A 25,198-nucleotide genomic window follows, 5' to 3' on the forward strand; every position below is an offset into this window, starting at 1 on the left:
TTTATTTCCTTCTTTTATTAAAACTATATTATAGTATATTATAAATAATTAATTTATCAAAGGCAGAAGTCATGAATTTAAAATCTATTATAGTTACTTGTATTTCAGTATTTACTTTAGTTTTTTTCACTGGTTGTAATGAAAAAAAAGAAGAAAAAAATAATATACCTACTACACAAAAAGTTAAAGTAGACGTACACACAATTAAAAAGCAGACCTACCCTATTTGGGTTAACTTCTCTGGTAAAACTCAAGCTTATAAAAATGTTGCTATTACTTCAAGGGTAACAGGAGAATTGGAGCAAAGACTATTTGAAGCAGGACAACTTGTAAAAAAAGAACAATTACTATTTAAAATAGATGATACAAAATATAAAAACATTGTAGAACAAAGAGAAGCATCTTTAGAAAAAGACAAAGCAAGTTTAAACCTTGCTATTGCAAATGTTAAAAGATATGCACCTTTAGTAGAAAAAGGACTAGCTCCAAAAGAGAAGCTAGACCAATTAGTTGCTGAACAAAAACAACTAAAAGCTGTAGTTGATGCGGATATTGCAGCATTAAATCAAGCAAAATTAGATGTTGAATATACACAAATTAAAGCAACTATTGATGGTGTTATTGGAAAACCTTTAGTTGATATTGGAAATATGATAAATGCTTCGTCTACTGAATTAGCAAAAATAGTTCAATCAAATCCTTTATATACAAACTTTAGTCCAAGTACAAATGAAGTATCACTTATAAAAAAATACAAATCTGAAGAAAAACCAAAGGTTGAAGTTATTCAGTCTCAAAGTGAATACAATACAGTTAAAACAACTGGTCATGTAGACTTTATCGATAATGTTACAAATGAAACAACAGGAACTGTTGCTATGAGAGCCATTATAAACAATGATGATAATCTTTTACTTCCCGGAACTTTTGTTGAGATAAACCTATTTATTACAGATCAAATTCCAGTAATAGCTGTTAGTCCAAATAACTTAGGACAAAACCAACTTGGAGCTTATGTATTAGTTGTAAATGAACAAAACAAAATTGAAACAAGACAATTAGAATTAAACTATAGCAATAATGATTTAGTAATTATCTCTGGTGGTTTACAAGAAGGAGATAAAGTTATTGTTAGTGATATTACAAAACTTAGAAATGGAATGAGTGTAGAGGCTACACAAGTAGCGAACCCAATTAAATTTTAGGAAGAAGATATGTTTTCAATATTTTTTATAAACCGTCCTATTTTTGCAAAAGTTATCTCTATTTTTATTATGATAGTTGGGCTTATTGCACTTTATTTACTTCCCGTAGCTCAGTTTCCACAAATCACACCTCCTACTATTCAAGTAAGTGCTACATATACAGGAGGTAGTGCACAAGTGGTTGAAACTTCTGTTACAACACCTATTGAAGAACAACTAAATGGTATTGAAGGTATGATTTATATGGATTCTACCTCTTCATCAGATGGTAATTCAACTATAAATTTATATTTTGAATCAGGATATGATTTAGATGTTGCAGCTATTGATGTACAAAATAGAGTTGCCCTTGCAACACCAATTTTACCAGATAGCGTAAAACAAAGAGGTGTTACAACAAAGAAAAAATCAACATCTATGGTTCAAATTTTAACTGTTGATTCAACAAACCCTCAACATGATGCACTATTTTTATCAAACTTTGCAAGTATTAATATTGCCGAAGAATTAAAACGAATTGATGGAGTTGGAGACGTTCAAAACTTAGGTGAAAGAAAATACTCTATGAGAATCTGGATAAACCCAGATAAACTATCAAATTTAAATATTAGCATTAATGAAGTTGTAGGAGCAATTAAAGAACAAAATGCCCAAGCAGCTTTAGGTTCTATTGGTTCAAGTCCAAACTCAACATCAAATAAATTTCAATACACACTTACAAGTAAAACAAAACTTGAATCAGCAAAAGAGTTTGAAGATATCATTGTAAGACATAATGACAATGGAAGTAAAGTTAGAATCAAAGATATTGCTAGAGTTGAGTTAGGAGCAGAAAACTATAGTTGGTCAGCAAAACTAAACAATAAACCAACTGCACTATTAGGTATCTATCAACTTCCAGGAGCAAATGCTTTAGAAGTAGCCGAACAAGTTGGTAAGAAAATAGAAGAGTTAAAACAAAGATTTCCAGACGGTGTTGTAGTAAAACCAACTTACGATACAACAAAGTTTGTTGAGATTTCTATTAAAGAAGTTATTGTAACTTTATTTGAAGCTTTACTTTTAGTTCTTCTAGTAGTTTACTTCTTTTTACAATCTTTTAGAACAACAATTATTCCAGCAATTGCAATTCCAGTATCTTTAATAGGTACTTTTGCCCTACTTTTAGCTATGGATTTTTCAATCAATACTTTAACTTTATTTGGTCTTATTCTAGCTATTGGTATTGTTGTTGATGATGCAATTATTGTAGTAGAAAATGTAGAAGCAAACTTAGAAAAGAATCCTGATTTAAGTGTAAAAGAGGCTACAAAAATAGCTATGAAAGAGGTTTTTACACCTGTTATTTCAACAACATTAGTTCTTTTAGCTGTTTTTGTACCAGTTACATTTATTCCTGGTATTTCAGGGGCACTTTACCAACAGTTTGCAACAACAATTGCCTTTGCAGTAATTATTTCTTCAATAAACGCACTTACTCTTTCCCCTGCACTTTGTGCTACTTTATTAAAAAGAAAACAAAAAAATGCACAAAATAAAGAGGAAAAGAAAAATATCATTTTTGAGAAATTTGATAATGCTTTAGAAAGCTTCAAAAAAGTATATAAAAAAGCTTTAGAAAAAATAATCAAATACTGGCAAGTTGCAGCTTTAGTTTACGTTTTACTTCTTGGGGCTACATTCTTTGCTTTTAAAACTTTACCAACAGGATTTATTCCAAATGAAGACCAAGGAACACTTGTGGCTTCAATATCTTTACAAGCAGGAACAACACTTAATAAAACAGAAGATACAACGGATAAAATTGTGGAGCTTATGAAAGAAACAAAAGGTGTTAAAGATGTAATTTCTGTTGCAGGGTTTAACATACTTACAGGAGCTTTAGACTCTTCAGCTGGAACTATTTTCCTAGTATTAGAAGATTGGGAACAAAGAACTACAAAAGATACTTCAGTTGAAGCAATTACAAATAATATAAACCAAAAAGCAAAAGAACAAATACAAACAGCAGATGTAAGAGTATTTAATATGCCTTCTATTCCAGGACTTTCAGCAGTTGGTGGATTTGAAGTAAAACTTCAAAATCTTCGTTCAATGGATATTAAAGATTTTGAGCAAAGAGCAAGTGAGTTTATTCAAAAACTAAATGAAGACAAATCAATTATGATGGCATATACTGGATTTAATAGTAATTATCCACAATACTATATTGATATAAACAGAGATAAAGTTGCTTCTTTAGATTTAAAACTAAATGATGTATTCTCTGTACTTCAAACATATCTTGGTTCTTTATACATCAATGATTTTAATAAATATGGAAAAACATATAGAGTATTTATTCAAGCAGACCAAAACTTTAGAGCAGAAAAGAACTCTATTAATAACTTCTTTGTAAAAAACTCTAAAGGAGATATTGTTCCACTAAGTGCAATTGTTGAAATAAAAAGAACAAGTGGAGTTAGTACAATCACACACTTTAACTCATATCAAAGTATTTCAATAAATGGTGTTCATAATATCAAAGAAGGCTATAGTTCAGGGGATGCAATTACAGCTATTGAAAAAATAGCTAAAGAGACTTTAGGAACTGATGTTGGTTATGAGTTTGCAGGTATGAGTTTACAAGAAAAAGAAGCAGGAAATGCAGCAATGTATATTTTCTTATTATCAATCTTAATGGTGTTTTTATTCCTTTCAGCACAATATGAATCTTGGATGATGCCACTTATGATTATGCTTCCAATTCCAACTGTTATGTTTGGAGCTTTAGGAGCAAATATGCTTGCAGGACTTTTAAACAATACTTATACTCAAATTGGACTTGTACTTTTAATTGGAATGAGTTCAAAAAATGCTATTTTAATTGTGGAGTTTGCAAAAGAGTTAAGAGACAAAGGTCAAAGCATAGTTGAAGCGGCTATAAATGCTTCACTTTTAAGACTTAGAGCTATTTTAATGACTATTTTTTCATTTTTACTTGGTATTTTACCTCTTGTATTTGCAAGTGGAGCAGGAGCTGTATCAAGACAATCTTTAGGTACTGCTGTATTTGGAGGAATGATAATGTCAACATTCTTAACTCTACTTTTAACTCCGGTACTATTTGTAGTACTTCAAAGACTAAGAGAAAAAAAAGGAAAAAACAATGAGTAAACTTTTTATATATTCTATTTGTTTTGTTTTTTTAACTATTAATTTAAATGCAAAAAGCCTAAGCCTAGAAGAACTTATTGAAATTGCATTAGAAAATAATACAAATATACAACTAAGTAAAAATCAAAAAGATGTTAGTGAACAAAGATTAAGACAATCACAAGCATCTTATCTTCCGTATGTAACATCAAGTGCAAATACAGGTGAGTATGACATCAAACAAAGTGGTGTAAAACAAGATGGAAATGCTACAAGTGTAAGTGTTAATGCAAATCAACTTATTTATGATTTTGGAAAAACTACAACAGCAATAAAAGCTTCAAAATATAATGTTGAAGCTAGCCAAGAAGATGTTACTTCTATTGAAAAACAAATCATTCTAGCAGTAAAAAAAGCTTACTTTGATATTTTAAATAGACATCAACAAATAGTAGTATCTAAAGAGGCTGTAAAGTTAGATGAACTTCAACTTTCACAGGCAAAAGAGTATTTTAAAGCAGGAATTAGAACTCAAATAGATATCACAAATGCCCAACTTCAATTATCTAATTCAAACCTAAAACTAATCCAAGCAAATTATGATTTAAAAAAAGCAAAAACAAATCTAATCTCTATTTTAGGTAAAGCCATAAGTGAAGACCTAAAAATACAACTTGATGAAGAAGATATTAAACTTTTAGCACAAAATGCAGAACTAAAGTATAAAAATGTAGAAGAGCTAATTGATATTGCTATAAAAAATAGAGCTGAAATGAAAAAATATGAATCACTAATCAAAGCAAACAAAGAGAGTGTAAAAAATGCAAACTATCAATACCTTCCAACTATTGATGTAAGTGCTTCTTATAATGAAAAAGATTCTGATGATATCTCTACATTAGACTCAAATCAAACAGCAGTTTTATTAAATGTAAAGTGGGATATTTTTACAGGTTTTTCTAGGGATGCAAATAAGAAAATAGCTCTTTCAAATCTTAGTTCATCATACAAACAAAAAGAGCAACAAGAGTTAGCAATAATTGAAGCTGTAACAAATGCACATTTAAATACTAAGCAAAGTTTTGAAAGTATTAAAATAAGTCTTTTATCATTAAATTTAGCTACTAAAAATCTTGATTTAGCATCACAAAGATACCAAGCTGGATTAAATGATTTATTAGAATTAAATGATGCAAAACTACAATATACACAAGCAAAATCAAATCTTGTAAACACTTACTACTCTCACCTTGTAAATAATGCAAATCTAGAGTATACATTAGGACTTATTAAATGAAAAAAATATTAAGTCTATTATCTATTTGTATTTTATTAAATGCACAAGACACACAAGAATTACTAAAACAAGCTAAAGAGTATGAAAAAGCAAATGATTATAAAAATGCAATGCTCATTTATAAAAAGCTTGCAAATGTTGAAACAATAGAGTTTCCAAAAGAAGAAGAGGTAAAAATAGTAAAAGAAAAAAAGATTGTAGAAAAAAAAGAGGTTACACCTTTAAAAAATGGATTAAATAGTTTTGATGATAAAGAGACAAAATCAACTATTGAACAAATGCTAGAATCCTCTTTTGATATCTATGCTTACCAAGAAAACTACTTCTTTCCAATCTCATATGATACAAAATCAAAAGAAGATAGAAAAAGAAATGAAGCTAAATTTCAACTAAGTATAAAAAAACCTATAATTCACGATTTCTTTGGCTTTGATGAAACTTTTTACTTTGGTTATACACAAACATCTTGGTGGCAACTATATGATGATTCATCTCCCTTTAGAGAAACAAACTATAAACCAGAAGTATTTGTAACAGTTCCATATGGAAAAAAAGATGAAACTGCATTAAAAGGTTTTAAAGCAGGTTTTCTACATGAATCAAATGGACAAAGTGAAGAAAAATCAAGGTCATGGAATAGAATCTATTTAGAAACATATTTCCAATATAAACATCTTTTTGTAGTTCCTAAAGTTTGGTATAGACTAAAAGAGGACAAAGATAGTGATGATAACCATGATATAGATGATTATTTAGGTTATGGGGACCTTACATTAATGTATCCATATAAAGATCATACTTTTAAACTATTACTTAGAAATAATCTTAAATCAAGTGATAACAGAAGTTATGGACAACTTGATTGGACTTTCCCTTTCTTTGGTTCAAAAAATACATTTGGGCATATTCAAATTTCAAGTGGATATGGAGAAAGTTTAATTGATTATAATGAAGATATCACAAGAATAAACTTTGGTATCTCTTTATCAAGATAGGAAGAAAAATGATAAATATTAAAAACCTAGACCACTTTGTTTTAACAGTAAAAGATATAGATAAAACAATTGAATTTTATACTAAAGCTTTAGGTATGGAAAAGGAAGTTTTCAAAGGCTCAAGAGTTGCATTAAAATTTGGAAACTCAAAAATAAATCTACATGAACTAGGAAAAGAGTTTGAGCCAAAAGCCTTTAATGTAAAAGAAGGAAGTGCTGATTTATGTTTTATTATTGAAACCTCTTTAGAAGAAGCAAAAAAACATCTTTCTAGTTTAGATATAAAATTAGAACAAGATATTATAAAAAGAACAGGTGCTTTAGGAGAGATTGAATCAATTTATCTAAGAGACCCAGATAAAAATCTTATTGAACTATCAAATTACATAAAAGCTTAGAAATCTAAGCTTTTATTATCGTCTTCTTCTTTTATTTCGTCTTTGGTTTATCTTATCTAGTAAACTACTTGTAAAGATACTTCCAGGGATTGCATAAAAAGCAATTCCTAATATACTAACTATTGTAGTTAAAATTCTACCTACTGTTGTTATTGGGTACATATCTCCATACCCAACAGTTGTAAAAGTTATCACAGCCCACCATAAAGTTGTACCCATACTTGAATACACTTCTGGCTGAGCTTTTGACTCAAAATAGTAAACTAAAGGAGTTAGAGTAAAAAGAAGAATAAAAAGAACTACAACTATATAAAATAACTCCTCTTTTTTCTCTTTTATTATATCTATAATCATTTTATCAAACTCATTAAACTTTGCTAGTCTAAAAAGCTTGAAAATCCTAAGTATTCTTAGTCCTCTTAAAAAACCTAAATCAATATTTAAAAATGATAGATAAAAAGGTATTAAAACTATTAAATCAATAATCATTAAAGGAGTTAACATATATTTTATTCGTTTTCTAGTTTTAGAATAAACTCTTAATAAATACTCAATAGTAAATAAAAATATATTTATCATATTAATAGTTTTAAAAAGTTCAAAATATTCACTTAAAGATTTTTCTGTCTCTAAAAACATCACTCCTATGCTAACTAGAATATTTAGATAAATTAAAACTTGAACATAATATCCATACTTATGCTTTGAAGGGTTTTCAAAGATTACATTTAATTCTTGTGCAAGCTTCATCTAGATTCTATTTTCCATAAACCACATAAATGCAAACATCAATCCAGGAGTTTTTGCTTTTGATTCATCATAAATAAACTCTTTGTACTCATTAAGTGGTAAATACATAAGTTCTATTTGCTCATCATGTATTCCTCCACCTTCATGAATTTTCATGCTGTCATTTATCTTTGAATAATAAAGATGTTGACAACCTCCACTTACTCCAACATTTGTATAAAAAGATGTGATTTTTTCAATACTCTCTACAGGAACATCAAAACCACACTCTTCATCTATCTCTTCTTTTGCAATTTGCTCTAAAGTAGTGTTTTTATCAACAAGTCCTGCACAAAGTTCATAGGTAAACTTCTTGCTTTCATCATTTAAATAAACTGCTGGTCTAAACTGTCTTACTAAAACAAAAGACTCTTTTTCTTCATGATAAAGTAAGATTGCTACTGAATCAAAATTCTTAACAGCTTCCCAAGTTTTATCTTTACCATTTTGTGTATATTTTATTTTTACGGGATGAACATACTCTGGTTCATCTAAAGGTTCTATTTTAAAGTTCTCTATTTTATTATTCATTTTTAGCCTTTGTGTCTAATTTTATATAGATTTAAATAAAATACTAGTAAATTAGTTTAATTATATACACTATAATTATTAAAGGTTTATTATGAAACTTAAGTATACTGGTCCAAAAGAGATTATTTCTCCCCATGGAGTTGATTTCAAGGATGGAAAAGAAGACAAATATGTATACATCTCTTTTGCAATGCAAATATTCTACGCAATTCACCATGAATATGAAAAAGATAGAATCTATACTCATACTATAGAAAGAGAGCTTTTAGAAGATACTCATATTTTAAATAAAATTTGCTCATTAAAACCGGATTTTGAAGAAGTTTGCAAAGAAAAAGTTAAACTTCTTGAAAAAGAGTTAGATAAAGAGATTGAAGAAGTTAAAGAGCATACTGAACTTGTAGAAGAAGAGTTATTAGCTTATAAAAACAATTTAATCATTATGAAAGAGTATAGATTACAAAGAGAAACAAATAAAGTAATCTACCAACAAGTTGTAGAACTAATTGTTGATGAGATTTTTGAACACAGATTAAAACAAATTAGTGCTCCTTTTAATGAAAAGTTTTGGCATGTATTGCAAACAATCCAAGGAGAACTATCTCACCATGAGAAAAGATCAATAGGTTCAACTCTGGATACAACAGAGACTGAACCTATAGTTATAACACTTAGAATCAATCCTATTGGCAAATAACAGATGTAAAATCAATACTAAAGGTTGAACCTTGATTCTCTTTAGAATCTAGGTTTATCTTTAGGTTATAAGATTTGCAAATTCTATTTACAATATCTAAACCTATACCAAAGCCACCCTCAATATTCTTACCTCTTTTAAAACGCTTAAATATCTCTTTTTGTTCATTTTCACTTATTCCAATACCAAAGTCTTTTACTTTAAAGATATTATTCTCTAAAGAGACTTTTATAGTAGAATTGTTTTTACTATATTTAATAGCATTTGATAAAAGATTATTTACAAGTTTTTGAGCCTTTGTTCTATCCATATAAACTTCAAGCTCTTCAATCTTTGCTTCTATATTAATATTTTTTGTAACTGAAATATCATTGAAAAACTCAACACTATCTTCTATTAAACTATTTAAAGCAAACTTCTCTTCCATGCTTTCATTTATATCATTAAAAGCAGAAAAATGAATATCATTGTATATCTGAGAAATCTGTTTTGAACTACTTAATATATACTTCATCATCTTTTCTGGATTTTTACCATTTTTTAGCATTGAAACAGAAGTCATTAGTACTGAAACAGGAGTATTTAACTCATGGGCTGAGTCTTTTATAAAATTATCCATATCAGTAACTTTTTCTCTAACAGGTTTTAATAAGAGTTTTGCAAGGAAAAAGGCTACAAAACCTATAAATACAGAACTTAATATAAAAATAATAGCTAGATAAATCTTTAGATTATTTATACTTTCTACACCACGGCACGTTTCCATAACTATATACCGAATAGGAATATTATTCTCTTGTAATTTTTGTACATAAAAATGTTGTTCAGCTTTTTCATAAAATTTCTTAGTAAAATCTACTGCATCTTTTCTATCTAAATTAGAGAATAAAAACTTTTTATCTTTGTCATATAAAGCATATCTTATTCTTTCATCTTTAAAAGCTTTTGGAACATATTTTTTCTCATGCATATAGGCATTTAAAATATCTGTTTTAATACTCATAGACGCATTAATTAGTTCCATACTACAGCTTTTTTGTAAAGACTTATATTGCTCTTGATAGTAAAAATAAAATAGTACAGCTAATAAAAGCATTGCTGAGCTAATATAAATTGCTAAAAAACTAAGTAGCGCATTTCTCTCATTTTTATTCAAATTTGTACCCTATTCCTCTTATTGTTTGAATTCTATCTTTTCCCAAAGTTTCCCTTAGGTTTTTGATATAAACTCTAATTGTTGCATCAGTTGGCATCTCTTCATATGCCCAAATATTTTGAAGTAACTCTTCACTTGAAACCACTCTATTTCTATGTTTACAAAAATAGCTTAGAATATCTCTCTCTTTTTGAGCAAGATGTTTTACTTCTCCATTTAAATTAATTTGACAAAGTTCTGGTAAAAATAGAATCTCATCACTAATTTTAACTTCACTCTCATTACCTAAATTAAACTGTTTACATAGTTTTTTAATTCTTTGGTCTAACTCTTCTAAATCAAAAGGCTTTTTAATATAATCATCAACTCCACTTTCAAAAGACTCTTTTAAATGTTTCATATCTTGAAAAGCTGTTAGGATTATCACAGGTGTTTGATTTTTATAATCAGTTCTAATTGTTTTTAAAACATCAATACCAGTCATGATTGGGGTATTTATATCAAGTAGTGCAAAATCAAAAACTTCATCAATTAAATACTCTAATGCCTCTTGTCCATTTGTACACAAAGTCACATCAAAGCCTTGGTCACAAAGGTGTTCATTTAATAAATCATTTAGTGCTGGGTCGTCTTCAAGAAGTAGAACTTTCAAATATAATCCTTTTATAAAGTTAAAAAATTATACTGAAAGTTTGTTTATTAAGTGTAAAGACTAATCTACGTAGGTATCTCTGATTTTTAAGAACTCATCTAAATTATCAAAGAATAGTTCAATTAGTTTAGGGTCAAAGTGTTTCCCTTTTTGCTCTTTAAATAGCTCTAGAATCTTATCAAGCTCCCAAGCTTTTTTATAACATCTATCACTTCCTAAAGCATCAAAAACATCAGCAATAGCAGTTATTCTTCCAAAAATATGAATCTCTTCTTCTTTTAATCCTTGAGGGTATCCACTTCCATTCCATTTTTCATGGTGATGATAAGAGATAATTGCAGCAGCTTTTAAAATCTCTCTTTTTGAGTTTTTTAGAATATTATATCCAAGCTCACTATGCTCTTTCATAATTTCCCATTCTTCTTCATTTAATTTTCCTGGTTTATTTAAAACACTATCAGGAATACCAACTTTTCCTATATCATGCATAGGTGAAGCCATAAAGATAATATCAATGTCATTTTGTTTTAAACCACAAAGTTTTCCTAAAAGTTTAGAATACTCTGCAACTCTTTTTACATGGTTTCCAGTCTCTTTTGACCTAGTTTCACCAATTTCACCCATTCTATAGATAATCTCTCGTTGAGTATCTTCTAACTCTTTATGTAACTCTATAATAGAAGTAATATTATGGCAAACAGAGATAAACTCAATAATTTCATTATTTTGATTGAAAATAGGAGAGATAACTGCGTCTAAATGAAAAGTCTTTCCTGTTTTTGACTTATTCATTAGTTTTCCACTCCAAGTCTTACCACTTTTTATAGTTTTCCACATTTGTCTTGAAGTTTCAATATTAGTCTTTTCATGTCTTATTAGTTTAAAAGTTTGACCAATAAGCTCATCTTTTGTGTACTCAATCAGCTGACAAAACCTATCATTTACATAAGTAATTTTACCTTGTAAATTAAATCTTGAAACTATATTTATTTGATTAATTACATTTTCATACTGCTCTTGATTTTTTAGAGCATCATTTAAGTTAGAGATTTTTTGAACATTTTGTTTTTGTAAAAACTTTCTTGTTTTTTCTTGGGGAGTGATGTCTTGTCTTATTGCAATATACTCAATAATATCACCGTTCATATCTAAAATTGGTTTTATCGTTGAACGTACATAATAAGACTTTCCTTGTTTAGAAAGGTTTTTTACAACCCCTTGCCATACCTTTTTCTTTTCAGAGATTGTTATCCACATTTTCTTAAAAATTTTTTCAGGAGTATCGGGATGTCTAATAATATTATGGTGTTGCCCAATTAACTCTTCTTTTGTGTATCCAGAAATATCAACAAATCTATCATTTACATAAGTTATTATTCCATGCTTATTTGTTTTAGAAACAATTGAATCTGCATCAACAATATTCTTATACTGTTCTAAAAGATTTGAGACACTATCTTTTTCACTCTTATTACAAATATTTTCTGCAAACTGCGTAATAACTTGTATTAAATCAGATATATTTAATGGTTTTAAAATAAATCTACTAATTCCTATTTCAATAGCTTCAATTAAAATATTGCTATCATTATGAGCACTAATTACTATAATTGGAATATCTCTATTATTTTTTCGTACATGTTTGGAAAATTCAATTCCACTCATGTTTGGCATAGTAATATCTGTAATAATAATATCGACACTGTTATTATCATAAAGTTCTACTGCTTCTTGTCCACAATTTGCTACATGAACTTTTTTTACTAAGTTCTGAAGTATGCCAAGTGTTTGTTTTTGAATTACTAAGTCATCTTCCGCATAAAGTATTGTAATTTGTTTTAAACACTCTAAATTTAAATTTTCCACTCTTTTCCCAAAATACTTTATTGATAATTGTAACAAAATTTTTTAAATATATTATATATTTTAGTAATAAAAAGATAGATTTTAAAAAGTTTTTTTCTTTGAAAATAGCTTTAAAATAGCAATTAGAGAGATTATTTATTATAGTACTCAAAAGAGTACTATTTGAAGTTATCATAAACTAAAGGAGACTTTAACTCTAAAGATTTTAAGTGTTTCATTATTGTTTGTAAATCATCAATATTTTTTCCAGTAACTCTAATTTCATCACCTTGATTTACAGCTTTTACTTTTAGCTTTAGTTTTTTGATTTCAACTTGAATCTGTTTTGCTTCATCTGCTTTTATAGAATCAACAATTGAATATACAAATCTTCTATTAGCACCAGAACTATCCTCTTTTCTTAACTCTTCTAAAGAGTTAATTGATAATCCTCGTTTATTCATCTTAGAGATTAAAATATCATACATTGCATCTATTTTATTATCACTTGAACTAACTAGTGTTAAAGTTTTTGCACCTTGATTAAAATCTATCTCTTTTTCGATACCTTTAAAGTCGTATCTATTATCTATCTCTTTTTGTGCTTGGATTACTGCATTTTTCATCTCTTGCATGTCTAATTTTGCAGAGATATCAAAACTATGTTCTTTTGCCATATCTAAGAACTCCTATTATTTTAAAATTTATGATTTATTATAAGAAATTTTTGATGTAGAAATAATTAAAAATTATTATATAGCTAGATTTCTCTAACTATATAATATGATCTTCTTTTCGTGGTTGAGGTAAAACTAAATTTAATAAAATACCAGTAATTGCACCAAGACCAATTCCTGAAAAAGGAACCCCACCAAAGTTAAATGTCATTCCACCAATTGAGAATACTAAAATCATTGATACAATGATTAAGTTTCTAGGACAGTTGAAATCTATATTTGCTCTTGTAAGTGTAGAAATACCAATACTTGCAATAATACCAAATAGTAAAAGCATAATTCCACCCATTACAGGAACTGGAATAGTTGCTAATAAACCACCTAACTTACCAATAAAGGCTAATAATATAGCTGCAATAGCTGCCCACGTCATGATTGCTGGGTTATATGCTTTTGTAACTGTAACTGCTCCTGTAACTTCTGAGTAAGTTGTATTTGGTGGACCACCAAATAGTGAAGCAACTGAAGTAGCTAAACCATCACCTAACAGTGTATTTTTAAGTCCTGGCTTTTTTAAATAGTCTTGTTTTGTAACATTTGAAATTGCTAACATATCACCAATATGTTCAATAGCAGGAGCAATTGCAATTGGTAAAATAAATAATATAGCTTGCCAGTTAAACTCTGGTGCTGTAAAACTAGGAATTGCAAACCAAGCTGCTTTTTCAACAGAAGAGAAGTCAACTACTCCATAAAAAAGTGCTGCAATATATCCTGCAATAATACCACCTAAAATAGGAACTAATTTAAAAATCCCTTTTCCTAAAAGTGAAATAAATACCATTGTAAATAGTGCTATCATTGAAATAACAATTGCTTTATCAAATGCAATTAACTCTATTGCACCATCACCTGTTTTTCCCATTGCCATATTTACTGCAACTGGTGAAAGAATAAGACCAATAGACATAATCACTGGACCTACTACAACTGGTGGTAAAAGTTTATGTAAAAACCCATCACCTTTTAGTCTAATTAAAAAGCTTAGAAAAATATATAATAAACCTGCTGCTACAAGTCCTGACATAGTAGCTGCAATACCCCAAGTTTTTACACCATGTGCAATTGGAGCAATAAATGCAAAAGATGATGCTAAGAAAATTGGAGGAATAGCACCTCTATTTACAAATTGAAAAACTAGTGTACCAATACCTGCTGTAAATAGTGCAACATTTGGGTCAAGTCCAGTTAGAATAGGAACTAAAACTAAAGCACCAAAAGCAACAAACAGAAACTGAATACCTAAAACTGAGTCTTTTACTCGAAAGTTATAATCCGTGGGTTTCATAAGTCCTCTTTAGTAGAAAATTAAGTTAATTATAATATCTAAGAATAGGTTAATTTTTAGTAAACTTATGTGCAACTTATAAGTAATTTTTAGCTATTATTAAACTTGAAAAACAAAAATAATCAGGAATTATATTATGTACAAAGAAAGCTCAAATGTGGTTGTAAAACACCTAGTAAATAGACTAAGAGATGTTAAAACTGCTTCAAATGAATTTAGACTTACAATAGAAGAAATCTCAAGAATTATTGCAGCTGAAGCTTTAGAAGATTTTGAAACTAAAACTACAAGTATTGAAACATGGCAAGGACCATTAGATGTTGAAATGCTTGAGGTTAATAAACTTGTTTTAGTTCCAATCTTAAGAGCTGGTGAACCAATGTTAACAGGTATTTTAAGAACTTTACCATATGCAAAAAGTGGATTTTTAGCAATGAAAAGAGATGAAGAAACTGCTTTATCTAAACTATTTTATGAAAATATTCCAAACTTAGATGGAAGAACTGTTTTATTATTAGACCCGATGATTGCTACAGGTGGTTCTTTAATTGATGGAATTGATTACTTAAAAGAAAAAGGTGCAAAAAGAATTATCTCTTTAAATATTTTAGGGGCTCCTGAAGGTGTTGAAGCAGTTCAAAATGCTCATCCTGATGTTGATATCTATATTGCTCAAATTGATGAGAGACTTGATGAAAATAAATATATTAGACCAGGTCTTGGAGATGCGGGAGATAGAGCATTTAACACTAACGGTTAATAATACTCATACTCCAAAGGGTTTGAATACTTATATTTAAACCCTTCTCTTTCAATTTTACTTCCATCTATTAGACGTTCTTTATACTCTTTTTTATTTTTAAAAATAGGTTTATCAAAACCAAACTTTGAAGCATTTTTAAAATATATCTCTTTTCTTGTTGGATGTTCACAGCTACAAAGATTATAAGTACCTTTTAAATCATTTTCTAGGGCAAATATTGTTGCACCAATTACATCATCAAGATGAACATAGTTTATCTTCACATCTTCACTATCAAGCTCTTTTCCTGCAAAGTATCTTCCAGAAATTCGACTAGCTCCCATAAGTCCAGCACATCTAAAAATAACATGTGTTTTCTCTTTTATTAACTTCTCTATATCATAAATTTTTTGTGATTTAGGCTTTGTAAACTCTTCATCTTCATTGAAAGTTTTTTCTTCATCTGGATAAATCGAAGTTGAACTAATAAATATGATTTTTTCTATGTTTTTTATATTTTCATGGGAATATATTTTTTCTAAAAAGGCTTTGAAGTCTTTAAATTTTGAGGGAGGAAAGTTTATAAATAAATAGTTTGTATCTAAAAGTTCATCTAAACCTTCTAATGAAGTTTCATTTAAAACAAAAGGAAGTAAGCCTTCTTTTTTAAAAGCTTCTTCCTTTTCTTTTGTTCTAATAGAGACCTTTACTTTATAGTTTTCTTTTAAACTTAGAGCTAAAGGGTGACCTAACCACCCTGTTCCTAAGATTGAAACTGTTTTTTTCATAGTTACTCTTTTTTCTTTAAGTCTTTTACTTCTTCTCTTAAAGTTTTAATCTCTTCTAATAAAATATCTAATTTTTTACTATCTTCATGTACTTCTTCATGGAAGTCTGCTTCTTGAATTTTTTGCATTTCACCAATAATAACTGCAACAAAAAGGTTAAAGAATACAAATGCTGCAATAATTACGAATGATACAAAATAAATCCAAGCCATAGGATATACTTCCATTGCCTCATACATAACATCTGTCCAGTCTTCAAAAGTAAGAACCCTAAACAGTGTAAGCATTGAAATTAAGAAGTCTTTCCATAATCCAGACTGTAAATCTTGGAAATAGAAGTTTCCAATAATTGCATAAATATAGAAAATAATAAACATTAAAATCACAATATCAATGATTGCTGGGATAGCCTTGATTAGCATATCAATAATTGCTTTTAGTTCAGGTCGAGCTGTAAACAATCGTAAAACTCTAAATACCCTTAACATCCTTGCAATAGCTGCAAAACCTGATTGCTCCAGTGGTAAAAGTGTAATTACAACAATAATAAAATCAAAAAGATTCCATCCTGATTTAAAGAAATTAATAAACTTCTTTTCTGCTACCATTTTAATAGCTATTTCAAAGATAAAATATATAGTTACAAAAATATCTGCAAACTGTAAAAATATTGCATAATTAGTCTCTACTTCATCAATTGTTTTAAATCCTAAAACTGAAGCATATGCTAAAATAATAAAAGTTGTAAGGTTAGAAAACCATTTTGCATCTCTAATATGCTCAATTCTCTCAATTACGTTCATCTACTATTTTTCCTTATAAAATGAAATTGCTAACATTATCCATGCGATAATTAATAGTGTTCCTCCAATAGGAGTGATTGCACCTAAAATAGGCATATTTAATAAAACTAAAGCGTATAATGAAAATGAAAAAATTATCATTCCAATTAAAATTAGCCAAGCTGCTATTTTTACACCTTTTGAGTCAGGCTTTAAATACATCATAAATGTTGCTGCAAAAAGCCCTAGTGTGTTATAAAAATGATATTCAACACCAGTATTATAAGTTACTAGTAACTGTGCTGAAACAATTGCTTTTAGACCGTGTGCTCCAAAAGCTCCAATTGCAATGGCAAGTGCCATCATAATAGAAGAAACTGTTAGAAAAAATCTAACGTTTTTATTTAGTGTCATTTACTTTTCCCAAAATTTTTTGGGAAGTATAGCTAAAAAAGATTAATCGTTTTCTTTATTTTTTTTATCTTTCTTTTTTGAAGAAAAACCAGCGCCTTTTTTCTCTTTTTTTGTTAAATCAAGGTCATTTATTAAAGTCTTATAATCCATACCTTCTTGATTCATTTTTGCAAAACAAGCTGCTACTGCTGCAATTGCATTTGGTACTTGTTCTTTTTTTTTGTAAGATTGAATGTTCTTTTCACTAACTTTAATTAAAGCTGTAAATTTAGGTATTGTAAGTTCTGCATCTAGTAAAAGTTTTTTAAATTCAATAAAAGTCATCTCGTCCTATTCCATAATTTAAATTTGTGAAAACATTATACAATAAAATGACTTGAAAGTTATCTGAAATAGTAAAGATTTATATAGAAAGTATATAATTTATAGAGAACAACAGTTTAGAATAATCTAAACTGTTATTTTACGTCAACTTCCCAAAAGAAGTCAATCCATTTGTCAGCTTCTTTTACAGAATAATCAGGTTGTAAAACAGCTGTTTCTTTTCTAAAAATTGTTGCTAATTTGAACTCTACTTCAGGAAATTTTTCGTGTAATACTTTTAAAATTTCTCTCATAGTTTCACCAGAGTCGACAATATCATCAATAATTAATACTCTTTTTGCATGAGATACATCAGGAATATTAAAAATATTGAATGTATCAAGTTTTAATTCACCTTCATAGTGAATAGAGTTTAATGCATATAGATTTCTCATATCCATAGCTTGCGCCATTAAGTGAGAAAGTGTTAAACCACCTCTTGCAACTGCTAAAAGAATGTCTGGCTCAAAACCTCTACATTTGTCAACTAAAACTTGAGTATCTTCTTTAAACTCTTCGTAACTGTAATAATATTTTTCCAAATAAAAACCCTTATAAAATAAATGCTAATAAACTTATGAATGTAATTACTAAAATTCCTAAGTTTAAGTCTTTGTATTCATTTCTAGCTAATTTAATAATAGTAAAAACTAGAAATCCTGCAGCAATACCATTTGTAATAGAAAAAGTTAATGGCATTAAAACTACAATGAAAAATGCACCTGCACTTGTTGCTAAATCTGTGTCTTCAAAGTTGATTTTACCTAACTCTGTAAACATTAATACGCCAACAACAACTAAAACAGGATAGATTGCATTTCCTGGAATTGATTTAAATAATGGTAGCATAAAAAGTGTACAAACGAAAAATGCCGCTGTAAATACAGCTGTTAAACCTGTTCTTCCACCCTCTTCTACTCCTGATGCACTTTCAATAAATGCAGTTGTTGTAGATACTCCAAGAAGTGATCCAGCAGTAGTTGCCATTGCATCAGCTTCTAATGTTTTTTGTAAAGATTTATCATCTTTATTATTCTCTTGGAATAATTTTGCTCTTGTTCCAACACCAGTTAAAGTACCTAAAGTATCGAACATATCAGTAATTAAGAATGTGATAATTACAGGTAATAAAGAAAGTGTTAGTGCACTTGCAATATCAAGCTCAAAAGCAATTGGTGCAATTGAAGCAGGAGCACTTAAAAGTTCAGTAGGTAATTCACCAAGTCCTGTTGACCAAGCAACAACAGATGTGATTCCAATAGAAAGAACAAAAGCTCCTTTTACTTTATATGAATAAAAAGCAAAAGATAAAACTAATCCTAGAACTCCAAGTAAAACATTTGAGTTAGAGAAGTCTCCTAAAGCAACTAATGTTGCTTCATTATCAACAATCATTCCCATTTGTTTTAAACCAATAAAGGCAATAAAAGTACCAATACCAGCAGAAATTGCACGTCTTAGGTTCATTGGAATTGAAGTCATAATCCAAACCCTAAAGTTTGTAAAAGATAAAATCACAAATAAAATACCTGATAGAAATACGATTCCTAAAGCTGTTTGCCATGGTATGTTCATACCTAATACTAATCCGTAAGAGAAGTATGCATTTAATCCCATACCAACTGACATTGCAATTGGAGTATTTGACCATAAACCACTAAATAGTGTTGCTAAAATAGTAATTAACGCAGTTGCTGTGATTACTGCTTCCATTGGAAGTCCCGCATCGGCTAAAATAAAACCATTTACAGGAACAATATACATCATTGTTAAAAATGTTGTAAATCCAGCAGATAATTCAGTAAAAACATTTGTTTTATGTTCGTTTAGCTTAAACATAAATATGTCCTTAAAATTTAAAATTAAGGGATAATTATACAAAAATTAAGCTCTATTTCTACTAAAAAAATGTATAAAATATGCAACTTACATATATAAAATAATTTTAGTCTTTATTTAGTATTTTTGCTATTGTTTTAATCCCTGCTTTCATCTGTGATTTAGAACTGTTTGTAAAATTGAATCTTGCATGTGTAGATTTTTCTTCATTTATATCAAATACACAAGAAGGAACAAAAGCTACATTTTTTTCTAAAGCTTTTTTTGCTAATTCTAAACTATCTTCTTCAAATTTTCCGTAGATAAACATTCCACCCTTTGGTTTTTCAAACTTAAAAGAAGGTAGATACTCTTCCATACATTTAGCCATATAATTCATCTTTGATTTATACTCTTTTCTAATCAATTTTATATGCTCAAATAAATCATTATCCTCTAAATATTGATTTATAATCATTTGACTTAAAGTAGAAGTATGTAAATCTAAAGACTCTTTTGCGATTAAAAGCTTTTCGATATTCTCTTTAGATGTTCTAATCCAACCAACTCTAAGCCCTGGTGCTACTATTTTTGAAAAAGAACCTAAATGAAAACTCTTTTCATATAATGAAGCGATTGGCTTTCTTGTTTTACCATTAAAACTTAATAAACCATATGCACCATCTTCAATTAAATATGCATCACTTTGTTTTAGTAAACTTGCAAAAATTAACCTTTCTTTTAATGACATACATTTAGATGTTGGGTTTGAAAAATCACTCATTAAATATAAAGTATCATCTTCACTCAGTTTATCCTTTAAATTCTGTGTATCAGTAAAGTCATTTAAACTTTTATTTAAAATTTTAAAAGCTCCTAATGCTCCAATATAAGTTGGTTTTTGAACAAATAGTTCTTTATGAATAAAAGTTTTACTAATGATGTCAAATGATTGTTGAGAACCAGTTGTTATTAATATTTCATCAGCTTGTGTTGGAAAATCAAACTTTTGAGTATATATTTTTGCAATCTTTTTTCTTAAAGCTTCATCTCCAATTGATTTACTATATTGCAAAGCATCAACTTTTTTTAAAACTTTGTTTGTTGCTTTTTTAATCTGTTTTAATGGAAATAGTTTTTCATTTGGTAATCCACCTGCAAATGAGATTGTATCTTCATTTGTAGCATCAAGAATTTCTCTTATATATGACCTTTTTAAATTGCTCATTTCTTTTCCTAATATTTTATTATTAGAACTTTACTATTTTTTTTAATTTTATTCTTTATCCTAAATTTCATTTTTTTTGTTCTATATTGCTATTTTTGATATAATAATCCTATGAAAAAAGATACAAAGATGATTCGCTCTAAAATTGTAAATGACACAATTTTTTATATCAATAAAAATATTGAATTAAACATTACATTAGATGAACTAGCAAAAAATAACTCTGTAAGTAAATATCACTTTCATAGAATCTTTAAAGAAGAGACAGGAATGAATCTTTTTGAGATGATTACTTCAATAAGACTACAAAAAGCTGCAAACCTTTTAATTGTAAATAAATATTCTACTATTAGTGAAATAGCAAATGCTTGTGGCTTTAACTCTCACTCTTCCTTTATAAAAGCTTTTAAAAAGAAGTTTAACTACACTCCTAAAGAGTGGAAAAAAGATGGTTATAAAAAATTTTCCCAAGAGATTATTAAAAGTTATGAAAGCTTAGAAATAAAAGAAAAAATAGAACCAACAATCAAATTCTGTGAAACAATCAAGTGTCTTTATATCAGACATAAAGGTTATGGAAAAAACATCACAAACACTTGGCAAAGACTTTTATCACTAAGCTTTGAATTAGGGATTAAAAACCCTATTCAAATAGGAATTCAACATGATAATCCAACTATTACTTTAAAAGAAGAAGCTTCATATATAGCTTGTATAAAAGTAGATGAAGAGAAGTTTCCAAACCTTCCTATTTTAGAACTTCCAAGTAGTATTTGTGCTGTATTTACTTTAAAGGGCAAATATGGTGATGTACTAAAATACATGGCTTATATATACAATGAATGGCTTCCTAACTCAGGATATGAAGCAAAAACAATCCCTTCTTATTCTATTTATAAGAAAAACCATTTTGTTGATAATAATGAATTTTTTGAACTAGACTTCTATCTTCCAATAAAAGTAATATATTAACATGTCACAAAAGTCATGTTTGTAATAAATGATAATGGCTATCAAATGCCTGTTATAGGGCATTTTATAAACACAACTTTATTTTAAATATAATTAAAAAATAGTATAATTATTTTGATAAAAGAAGAAAATAAAGGATAAATGATGATAAAAAATACTTCTATAAAAGTTAAACTTTTATCTACAGTAATTATTGCTATTTTAGTAGTAGCTCTTTATATGCTATTTGAGGTTGTTTCATCTTTAAAGAATGCTTCGACTTTAGTAGTTAATCAAACTGAAAAAACTGCCTATGCAAATAAAGAGAAGGAGCTTAAAAACTATGTTTCTTTAGCTTTTGAAACAGTTGAATCATATTATGAGAGAACTTCAAAAGACAAAGTAAAAAGTGAAGTTGAAGACTATATTACAGAACAGTCTGGATTTTTATTTTCTATTATTGAAGCAGAATATGAGAAAAATAAAAATATCTTAAGTGAACAAGCACTTAAAGAAAGAATCAAGTCAATCGTTGAAAATACTAGATATGGAACATCTGGATATTTTTGGATAAATGATTTTAACTATAAGATGGTTATGCATCCAATCAAAAAAGAATTAAGTGGGCAATACTTTAAAAATACTCCAAAAGTTCCTTTTGTTGAATTAGGTGTAGAAGCATTAAATAAAGATAAAAAAGATGTATCTTTTATCGAATACTCATTTTATAATCCAACTAGTAAAAAAACTGTATTTAAAGCATCTATTGTAAAAGTTTTTAAACCATATAACTGGATTATTGGTACTGGTGCTTATATTGATGATATTAGTGAAAAGATGAAACAAGAAGCATTAAAAGCTATTGGAACTATGAAGTATGGAAAAACTGGATACTTCTGGGTTAATGATTCTAATCATGTTGTTTTAGCTCATGGAGCAAAAGATTCATTAGTTGGAAAAGATATGACAGATTTACAAGATAAAAAAGGGAAATACCTTTATCAAGAAATTGTAAAAACTGCAAATACTTCTGAAAATGGTGGTTTAGTTAAATACTTCTGGTCAATTCCTGGAAAAACTGGTGACTTTGAAAAATTCTCTTATGTACAAAGATTTGAACCATGGGATATGATTATAGGAACTGGTGCATATATTATTGATACAGAAGAAGAGTTAAAAAAGCTAAATGACTTAACTGAAGAGAATATTGCATCTTCTATTGTTAGTTCAATTGTTGCTGTTTTAATTTTAATCATAATCTTAACAATTGCCGTTGTTATTATTCTTAATAGAGTTGTATTTAATCCATTAGAGTATTTCCAACATGGGTTACTTGACTTCTTTAAGTATGTAAATAAAGAGAAAGAAGATATTAATCCAATTGAAGTTACTGCAAATGATGAGATTGGAAAAATGGCTTCTCTTATCAATGAAAATATTGATAAAACAAAAGCAATTATAGAACAAGACAACAAAGTTATTTCAGAAGTAAAAGATATTGTTAACAGAGTTAGTGATGGATTATTAGATGAAAGAATTTCAACTTCAACAAATAATGAATCACTTGAAGAGTTGAAAAACTTACTTAACAATATGCTTGATAACTTAGAAAAACTTGTAGGTAAAAATATCAATAACCTAAGTGAAGTACTAGAACACTATGCAAGTAGAGACTTTACTAAATCACTTGATGAAGCAAGTAGCGGTAAAATTGGAAATGACATTCTAAACTTAAATAGAATGATAACAATTATGCTTCAAGACAATAAAGAAGATGGAGAGACTTTACAAGAGAAATCTTTAGAGTTAACAACTAATGTTAAAACATTAAGTGAAAATGCTACAAGTCAAGCTGCATCTTTAGAAGAGACTGCTGCTTCAATTGAAGAGATTACTGGTAATATTAGACAAACAAATGATAAAGCACAACAGATGTTAAAAATCTCTTCTGAGACTCAAAACTCTGCACATAAAGGTAAAGATTTAGCAACTAGAACTTCTGTTTCAATGGAAGAGATAAATGAGAAAGTAACTATGATTAATGAAGCAATTACAGTAATTGATCAAATTGCCTTCCAAACAAATATTCTGTCTCTTAATGCAGCTGTTGAGGCAGCTACTGCAGGTGAAGCTGGTAAAGGTTTCGCAGTTGTTGCAGCTGAAGTTAGAAACTTAGCATCTAGATCTGCTGAAGCGGCTAAAGAGATTAAAGACTTAGTTGAAGATGCAACAATTAAAGCAAATGATGGTAAAAATATTAGTTCTGAGATGATTGATGGTTTCCAAGAACTTGAAGAAAATATCAAACAAACTAATAATCTAATCAATGATGTTACAAATGCAGCTAATGAACAAAGTTCAGGAATGAATCAAATTAGTGATGCAGTAAATCAATTAGATAGATTTACTCAAGAGAATGCCTCAATTGCAGATAAAACAAACTTCATTGCACAAGAGACAAATTCTATTGCAAATGATATTGTAGAAGCAACAAATAAAAATAAGTTTACTCAAAAATAAAAAATGTCAAACTAGATGATTTTTTTCATTCTAGTTTGATTTCTAAACAAATTTAAACCTTAAGACTCTTTAGTTTTTTTTGGATAATATTCATCCATGAGACTTTTAGAACCAATAGAAAAAATATACCTCCTTGATGAAGATAATTTTGATTTTCCTACTTTAGAAATGATGAATAATGACCTAGTTGCAGTAGGAGGAGACTTTCATCCCCAAAGATTATTAAATGCCTATGAAAATGGACTTTTCCCTTGGTTCATGGATGAATACAATCACATACATTGGTTCTCACCTCAACAAAGAATGGTTTTATACCCAGATGAAATGAAGGTATCAAAAAGCCTTAGAAAAACAATCAAAAACAAAGGTTTCGTTGTAAAAACGAATGAAAACTTTGAAGAGGTTATGAAGAACTGTGCAAGTATCAAAAGAAAACATGAAGATGATACATGGATAAATGAGCACTTTATTCAAGCCTATATAAATCTACATAAACTAGGATATGCATACTCTATCGAAACATACTTAGATGATGAATTAGTTGGTGGTCTTTATGGAGTTTTGATTGATGATATCTTTTGTGGTGAAAGTATGTTTGCTAAAGTTAGTGATGCCTCTAAAGTTGCATTTTATCACCTTTGTAAACAAGCAAAAGAGAATGGTATAAACCTAATTGATTGTCAAGTACATAATGAGCATTTAGAAAGTTTAGGTGCAAAAGAGATTCCAAGAGAAAAGTACTTCAAGATACTAAAAAAGAAATAGCATTCAAAATGTCAAGAAAACGTAAAGAAAATATACCTTTCTAAATTGATAAATTTTAATTAAAATTTCGTTGACTTAATAAAATGACTCTAAGTACATGAT

24 protein-coding genes are annotated in these 25,198 nt (G+C 28.5%); 10 read left to right on the forward strand and 14 right to left on the reverse strand.

The annotated features are described in order from the left end of the window. Positions 1–71: 71 nt before the first annotated feature. From CRV02_RS06380 to CRV02_RS06400, 5 genes are read left to right on the forward strand one after another with little or no spacing between them, the layout of a single operon-like run. Positions 72–1,205: an efflux RND transporter periplasmic adaptor subunit gene (locus CRV02_RS06380; RefSeq protein WP_129089631.1), complete on the forward strand. Its 1,134-nt coding sequence runs from the start codon at positions 72–74 to the stop codon at positions 1,203–1,205. 9 nt (positions 1,206–1,214) lie between these two features. After that, positions 1,215–4,361, forward strand: coding sequence for an efflux RND transporter permease subunit (locus tag CRV02_RS06385; RefSeq protein ID WP_129089632.1), 3,147 nt, complete (start codon positions 1,215–1,217; stop codon positions 4,359–4,361). Continuing rightward, positions 4,354–5,637 (forward strand): TolC family protein, encoded by a 1,284-nt coding sequence (locus CRV02_RS06390; RefSeq protein WP_129089633.1) that lies wholly within the window; start codon positions 4,354–4,356, stop codon positions 5,635–5,637. Before CRV02_RS06385 ends, CRV02_RS06390 begins: the two co-directional genes overlap by 8 nt. Further along, complete coding sequence (locus CRV02_RS06395; RefSeq protein ID WP_129089634.1) at positions 5,634–6,632, forward strand: phospholipase A; 999 nt, start codon at positions 5,634–5,636, stop codon at positions 6,630–6,632. Before CRV02_RS06390 ends, CRV02_RS06395 begins: the two co-directional genes overlap by 4 nt. 8 nt (positions 6,633–6,640) lie before the next feature. Further along, the gene (locus tag CRV02_RS06400) at positions 6,641–7,030 is read left to right on the forward strand and encodes a VOC family protein (RefSeq protein ID WP_129089635.1); all 390 of its coding nucleotides are present in this window, start codon (positions 6,641–6,643) and stop codon (positions 7,028–7,030) included. Positions 7,031–7,045: 15 nt separating this feature from the next. On the opposite strand, the gene CRV02_RS06405 is transcribed toward CRV02_RS06400, so the two are convergent. Further along, complete coding sequence (locus tag CRV02_RS06405) at positions 7,046–7,780, reverse strand: ion transporter (protein WP_129089636.1); 735 nt, start codon at positions 7,778–7,780, stop codon at positions 7,046–7,048. Beyond that, positions 7,781–8,350, reverse strand: coding sequence for an NUDIX hydrolase (locus CRV02_RS06410; RefSeq protein WP_129089637.1), 570 nt, complete (start codon positions 8,348–8,350; stop codon positions 7,781–7,783). Between the two features lie 91 nt (positions 8,351–8,441). On the opposite strand from CRV02_RS06410, the gene CRV02_RS06415 reads away from it, so the two are divergent. Continuing rightward, positions 8,442–9,047, forward strand: coding sequence for a hypothetical protein (locus CRV02_RS06415; protein WP_129089638.1), 606 nt, complete (start codon positions 8,442–8,444; stop codon positions 9,045–9,047). Here CRV02_RS06415 and CRV02_RS06420 read toward each other — a convergent pair. From CRV02_RS06420 to CRV02_RS06440, 5 genes are all read right to left on the reverse strand, one after another. After that, positions 9,034–10,203 (reverse strand): HAMP domain-containing sensor histidine kinase, encoded by a 1,170-nt coding sequence (locus CRV02_RS06420; RefSeq protein WP_129089639.1) that lies wholly within the window; start codon positions 10,201–10,203, stop codon positions 9,034–9,036. The two genes, CRV02_RS06415 and CRV02_RS06420, sit on opposite strands and share 14 nt — an antisense overlap. After that, positions 10,196–10,855: a response regulator transcription factor gene (locus CRV02_RS06425; protein ID WP_129083184.1), complete on the reverse strand. Its 660-nt coding sequence runs from the start codon at positions 10,853–10,855 to the stop codon at positions 10,196–10,198. The genes CRV02_RS06420 and CRV02_RS06425 overlap by 8 nt, the downstream gene beginning before the upstream one ends. Positions 10,856–10,915: 60 nt before the next feature. After that, complete coding sequence (locus tag CRV02_RS06430) at positions 10,916–12,721, reverse strand: PAS domain S-box protein (protein WP_129089640.1); 1,806 nt, start codon at positions 12,719–12,721, stop codon at positions 10,916–10,918. 158 nt (positions 12,722–12,879) lie between these two features. Next, on the reverse strand, positions 12,880–13,377 hold the full coding sequence (locus CRV02_RS06435) for a YajQ family cyclic di-GMP-binding protein (protein WP_129083182.1): 498 nt from the start codon (positions 13,375–13,377) through the stop codon (positions 12,880–12,882). Positions 13,378–13,474: 97 nt separating this feature from the next. After that, the gene (locus CRV02_RS06440) at positions 13,475–14,725 is read right to left on the reverse strand and encodes a uracil-xanthine permease family protein (protein WP_129083181.1); all 1,251 of its coding nucleotides are present in this window, start codon (positions 14,723–14,725) and stop codon (positions 13,475–13,477) included. Between the two features lie 136 nt (positions 14,726–14,861). Between CRV02_RS06440 and upp the strand changes: the two genes are divergently transcribed. Next, positions 14,862–15,485, forward strand: coding sequence for a uracil phosphoribosyltransferase (upp, locus tag CRV02_RS06445; RefSeq protein ID WP_129083180.1), 624 nt, complete (start codon positions 14,862–14,864; stop codon positions 15,483–15,485). On the opposite strand, the gene CRV02_RS06450 is transcribed toward upp, so the two are convergent. From CRV02_RS06450 to CRV02_RS06480, 7 genes are all read right to left on the reverse strand, one after another. After that, positions 15,482–16,255, reverse strand: coding sequence for an NAD-dependent epimerase/dehydratase family protein (locus CRV02_RS06450; protein ID WP_129089641.1), 774 nt, complete (start codon positions 16,253–16,255; stop codon positions 15,482–15,484). The genes upp and CRV02_RS06450 overlap by 4 nt on opposite strands. Positions 16,256–16,257: 2 nt before the next feature. Continuing rightward, positions 16,258–17,058: an ion transporter gene (locus CRV02_RS06455; RefSeq protein ID WP_129089642.1), complete on the reverse strand. Its 801-nt coding sequence runs from the start codon at positions 17,056–17,058 to the stop codon at positions 16,258–16,260. Between the two features lie 3 nt (positions 17,059–17,061). Next, positions 17,062–17,451, reverse strand: coding sequence for a DUF423 domain-containing protein (locus tag CRV02_RS06460; RefSeq protein WP_129083177.1), 390 nt, complete (start codon positions 17,449–17,451; stop codon positions 17,062–17,064). Between the two features lie 42 nt (positions 17,452–17,493). Continuing rightward, positions 17,494–17,775 (reverse strand): hypothetical protein, encoded by a 282-nt coding sequence (locus CRV02_RS06465; RefSeq protein WP_129083176.1) that lies wholly within the window; start codon positions 17,773–17,775, stop codon positions 17,494–17,496. A gap of 134 nt (positions 17,776–17,909) precedes the next feature. Then, complete coding sequence (locus tag CRV02_RS06470) at positions 17,910–18,356, reverse strand: phosphoribosyltransferase (RefSeq protein WP_129089643.1); 447 nt, start codon at positions 18,354–18,356, stop codon at positions 17,910–17,912. A 10-nt stretch (positions 18,357–18,366) separates the two neighbouring features. Then, positions 18,367–19,659 carry an NCS2 family permease gene (locus tag CRV02_RS06475; protein ID WP_129089718.1) on the reverse strand — a complete coding sequence of 431 codons (1,293 nt, stop codon included), beginning with the start codon at positions 19,657–19,659 and terminating at the stop codon, positions 18,367–18,369. Between the two features lie 100 nt (positions 19,660–19,759). Then, on the reverse strand, positions 19,760–20,860 hold the full coding sequence (locus CRV02_RS06480; protein WP_129089644.1) for a PLP-dependent aminotransferase family protein: 1,101 nt from the start codon (positions 20,858–20,860) through the stop codon (positions 19,760–19,762). A gap of 129 nt (positions 20,861–20,989) precedes the next feature. Between CRV02_RS06480 and CRV02_RS06485 the strand changes: the two genes are divergently transcribed. From CRV02_RS06485 to aat, 3 genes are all read left to right on the forward strand, one after another. Further along, positions 20,990–21,832, forward strand: a complete 843-nt coding sequence (locus CRV02_RS06485) for a GyrI-like domain-containing protein (protein WP_258239245.1) — start codon at positions 20,990–20,992, stop codon at positions 21,830–21,832. A 144-nt stretch (positions 21,833–21,976) separates the two neighbouring features. Then, positions 21,977–24,331 (forward strand): methyl-accepting chemotaxis protein, encoded by a 2,355-nt coding sequence (locus tag CRV02_RS06490; protein WP_164968968.1) that lies wholly within the window; start codon positions 21,977–21,979, stop codon positions 24,329–24,331. A gap of 96 nt (positions 24,332–24,427) precedes the next feature. Then, the gene (aat, locus tag CRV02_RS06495; protein ID WP_129089647.1) at positions 24,428–25,096 is read left to right on the forward strand and encodes a leucyl/phenylalanyl-tRNA--protein transferase; all 669 of its coding nucleotides are present in this window, start codon (positions 24,428–24,430) and stop codon (positions 25,094–25,096) included. The last annotated feature ends 102 nt before the right edge of the window (positions 25,097–25,198 follow it).

The organism is Arcobacter sp. CECT 8989, from assembly GCF_004116715.1.
In the GTDB taxonomy this organism is placed as follows: domain Bacteria; phylum Campylobacterota; class Campylobacteria; order Campylobacterales; family Arcobacteraceae; genus Halarcobacter.